5 protein-coding genes and 1 pseudogene are annotated in these 3,586 nt (G+C 61.3%); 3 read left to right on the plus strand and 3 right to left on the minus strand.

What is annotated here, in order from left to right; translation table 11 throughout:
* Both NZN28_RS13985 and NZN28_RS13990 read right to left on the minus strand, forming a co-directional pair.
* Positions 1-313, minus strand: a pseudogene (locus NZN28_RS13985) (serine hydrolase); the annotation flags it as partial.
* A 20-nt stretch (positions 314-333) separates the two neighbouring features.
* Entirely contained in the window at positions 334-1,248 is a 915-nt protein-coding gene (locus tag NZN28_RS13990; protein WP_295399177.1) for a serine hydrolase, read from the minus strand.
* 248 nt (positions 1,249-1,496) lie between these two features.
* Here NZN28_RS13990 and NZN28_RS13995 point away from each other — a divergent pair, with 248 nt between their 5' ends.
* From NZN28_RS13995 to NZN28_RS14005, 3 genes are all read left to right on the plus strand, one after another.
* Complete coding sequence (locus NZN28_RS13995; protein ID WP_295399179.1) at positions 1,497-1,925, plus strand: hypothetical protein; 429 nt, start codon at positions 1,497-1,499, stop codon at positions 1,923-1,925.
* 82 nt (positions 1,926-2,007) lie between these two features.
* Positions 2,008-2,175: a hypothetical protein gene (locus tag NZN28_RS14000; protein WP_295399182.1), complete on the plus strand. Its 168-nt coding sequence runs from the start codon at positions 2,008-2,010 to the stop codon at positions 2,173-2,175.
* 247 nt (positions 2,176-2,422) lie between these two features.
* Entirely contained in the window at positions 2,423-2,866 is a 444-nt protein-coding gene (locus NZN28_RS14005) for a hypothetical protein (protein WP_295399185.1), read from the plus strand.
* Positions 2,867-3,144: 278 nt separating this feature from the next.
* Here the strand turns inward: NZN28_RS14005 and NZN28_RS14010 are convergent.
* Positions 3,145-3,586: extracellular solute-binding protein (locus NZN28_RS14010; RefSeq protein WP_295399187.1), on the minus strand; the 442-nt coding region annotated here is incomplete at its 5' end.

A 3,586-nucleotide genomic window follows, 5' to 3' on the forward strand; every position in this document is an offset into this window, starting at 1 on the left:
GACCATAGAGGGCACTGAGAACCTCCTCCTCCCAGCCAGTGTAGGCCGAGTAAGCGCCCCTGAAGGTTGCAGGGTCGCAGCCCTGCCCCCCGATGATGTAAATGAGTGCGTTGCCCTCGAGGTCGAAGAGCAGCCCGCTCAACAGGCCGTAAGCATCGCCTAGGTGCCCATACCAGAGCCGCCGGTGGCCCTTTACCGGGCAGTCCAGGCCGGGCGTATTGGTAAACCGCCACACCCCCAACCCCCAACTGAGGGCCTGCCCCTCCATGGGGTCGCCGTTGTGTCCGTCCCAGGTCCACTGCGGCTCGGTCATTTGCCCCAGCGTCTCTGGCCTCAAGAACCGAACCCCTCCAACCTGCCCTGCTTCATAAACAGCAATGCGACCTGCGCCAGCTCCAGGGCCGAAGCCCGAAGGCCCCCCTGCGGCGAGAAGAAGGTGGCGTTGGTGCCGGGCCGGTAGGTGCCCAAATCCACCACCTCCAAGCGGTCGTCCGGTGCATCGGGGTTCTGGGTCATGGGGCCTGGGGGCACCACCCCGCCGTAGTCGTCCACCTGCGCCACCCAGGGGCCCGCCGGGTTCCACGCCTCGCCCATGCGTTTTCGGTACAGCACAGCTAAATTGCCAATCTGGGCCGGGGTGAACCGACTCACGTTGAACCCGCCCTCCATCCCCAAAGGCCGCAGCACTTCCTGCTCCATGAACACATCAAAACGCTGCTTGCAGGCGCACTCGAGGAGCGTCCCCAGCACCCCGGTATTGAGGTTGGCGTAGCAGGCATAGGCGCCGGGCCCATGCTGGGGGTCAAAATGGGCCCCACCCTCAAAAAAGCGGCCTTCGGGAGTGAAGAAGTCTTGCAGGGTGTGGGGGCTTGGAATGGAGTACCGGCTGCCGTCGCGCAGGGAGGAGGTGTGGCAGAGCAGATGCCGAACCCGGATGGGCGCCGCTGGAAAGGCCGGGTTGCGCAGGGTAAAGCCCAGGTACTCGCTCACATCGGCGTCCAGGTCTATCTGGCCCCGCTCCACCAGCCGCAACACGCCCAACCCCACCACCAGCTTGGAGATGGAGGCCACCCGGAAGCGGGTCTGGTGGTTCACCGGCAGGTGTTGGTCGGGGTCGGCAGGGTGGAGGTAGCGATACCCAAACGACCCGGCGTAAACAATTTCCCCGGCCCGAATCACCGCAACCTGCAAGCTGGGGATGGCGTGTAGGGGGTCATGAAGAAGGGTTTGGAGACGTTGAGATGGCATCTGATTGCATTTTGCATTGTAGGGCGCTGGCGAAAGGATATTGCAAAATATACTGAGTTGAAATTGAGCTACAACTGTTGACTTGTTAGTGTAAACTGCAAACGGCTACTCAATTTGTAGCCCAAGCTGTGGAGGTGAATTCAGCCATGCCTTCTCTACCCTATGGGGGTCGGTCGGTGGTCGCTAGGTTAATTCATTTGCATCTCCTGTCGCTACTTGGTCTCCTTGCGGTGTGGCTAACGGCATGTGTGATACCCTCTCGTGATCATCCCCCGCACATTCCGGTTCTTTACAAATCGGCTGGAGTATGCCCCGAGGTCGAGCTAAGGAGCAACCGTAAGAACGTAACCACGATTGTCTACTGGTATGCCAAAGAAAAGGACAAGTTTCACGCCAACTTTGACCGAGTTCTACTAACTGCTGAGGTGTTTGCGCGCTTGCCAGCGCCGAGTGCGGCTCCGGAGCCGACCTGGTACCTGATGAGCGGGCCTGCTCAGGGCCCCGATACGAGGGTGCCCGTTGACCTGACCTGGCGCTGTCAACCGGGGAAAGAGCCCATCACCATTCAGTTCGACCATGTACACCGGGCCTTGGGCCCCAAAACGGGCCTGACCATCACCGAAGACGCCAGCTTGCCCAGCGGTCTGAGGGTTGAGGTCACAGAGCTTCCGCAGTGAAGATTGCTTGTTGTACCTCGGTCTCTTGGCAGCAAATCGTGCTGCCAAGAGATTCACTGGTATCAGGAGGTGAACTGAAGGCATGTGGCGGAATCTGGTGGTGCTGACGGTGCTCCTGGGCCTGGCCCAGGCCCAGGGCTTTGGGGTGGGGTTCAAGGCCATGTGGCCGCCGGAGATGAGCGGCTTGCTGGCCATTTGGGAAGCCGAAGAGGGGTTAGGGGTGCGGGTGAAGCTAGGTGTGAATCTATAGGCCGATGGTTACTGGCGCTTGCCAGCGCCCATCTACACAGGGGCTTACCTGGGGGGTGGCCTGAGCTTCCAGAGTGAGGCCCTGGTTCTAACTGGGTTTCTGGGATACGAGTGGCCCCTAAGCGAGCGCTGGGCCTACTTTATAGAGGCAGGGCCGGGCTACCGCGCCTGGTTGCAACCCGCCTCGCCCATCGTGCCCGTGTTTGTTCACCTCGGTGCCGGCGTCAGGTTCAGGTTGTAGGGGGCTTATGTTGAGAATCGTCGTGCTTTTGGTGCTGGTGTTTCTAACGGGAGCCCAGGCCCAGACCTATGCAGGTGTTCATGCCAGCATCTTTAGTGGGTTGCATATCGGGTACAACGATACCGAGTGGGGGGTGCGCCTGGGGGCTTTGCCCGGTGGAAGCGGAGGGGTCTACGAGGCCCAGGCGTATTACCGCCTGGAAACGGGGGTCAACCGCTCGGCCTGGTACTTTGGCCTGGGTACAACCTACTTTGCCGACCGGGAATTCTACGAGCTGTTCCTGAAGGCGCTGGTAGGCTACGAGTGGCGGCTGGCGCCGGGGTTTGGCGCTTTCATAGAGTATGGCCCTGGGGTTTCTATTGCGGCCCGCCGACCACCGCCCACCTCGATGAACCTTTTGCCGCTGGCCGCTTTGCTTCGCCTAGACCTCGGATTCAACCTGTACTTCTGAATCAGCCCACGGTAGGCCTCATAAATACTCAGTCGTAAAGATTCCCATACACGCTCACAGAAGAGCGACAGCCCTCACCCCCTCCCTACCGCGTAGGGAGGGTCGGGGAGGGTCTCGGACAAGACCCCCAATCGGCTGGTTGCATGAAGGGTCAGGTCAGCCACCCCACCTGGCCTCCCCTACGAGGTAGGGGAGGAATAGAGCAAGGCCGGGCTAGGGTTGACCCAAATTGCTCGACGTGCAGGTGTGGTTGTATGGGCTTTTATGCGGCACGGCACTTAGCGGCTCTTCACCGCCGTCCAGACCTCGTCGTAGAGGCGGGTGTCCCTGCCTAGGTCGAGGACGAACTCGAGCTTGGCCATGGTCGCGGCATCGGGGTAGATGGCCGGGTTCTTGCGGTCGGCGGGGTTGATGAAGGGCAGGGCGGCCTTGTTGGGGGTGGCGTAGCGGTTGAAGTTGGAGAGTTGGGCGCCAATGCGGGCGTCCAGAATAAAGTTGATGAACTGGTGGGCGGCCTGGGGGTTGGGGGCCCGGGCCGGAATGGCCAGGTTGTCCAGGAAGAGCGCGGCCCCCTCCTTGGGCACCACAAAGCCCACGTTCTTGTTCTCGTCGGCGGCCTTGAGGGCGTCGCCGTTGTAGACCACCGCATAGGTGGCCGTACCGGCGACCAGCCGGTTCTTGGCCCCGACCCCGCCTTCAAAGCCCAGGAAGCGGGGGTTT

The organism is Meiothermus sp. (assembly GCF_025056915.1).
Lineage (GTDB): Bacteria > Deinococcota > Deinococci > Deinococcales > Thermaceae > Meiothermus.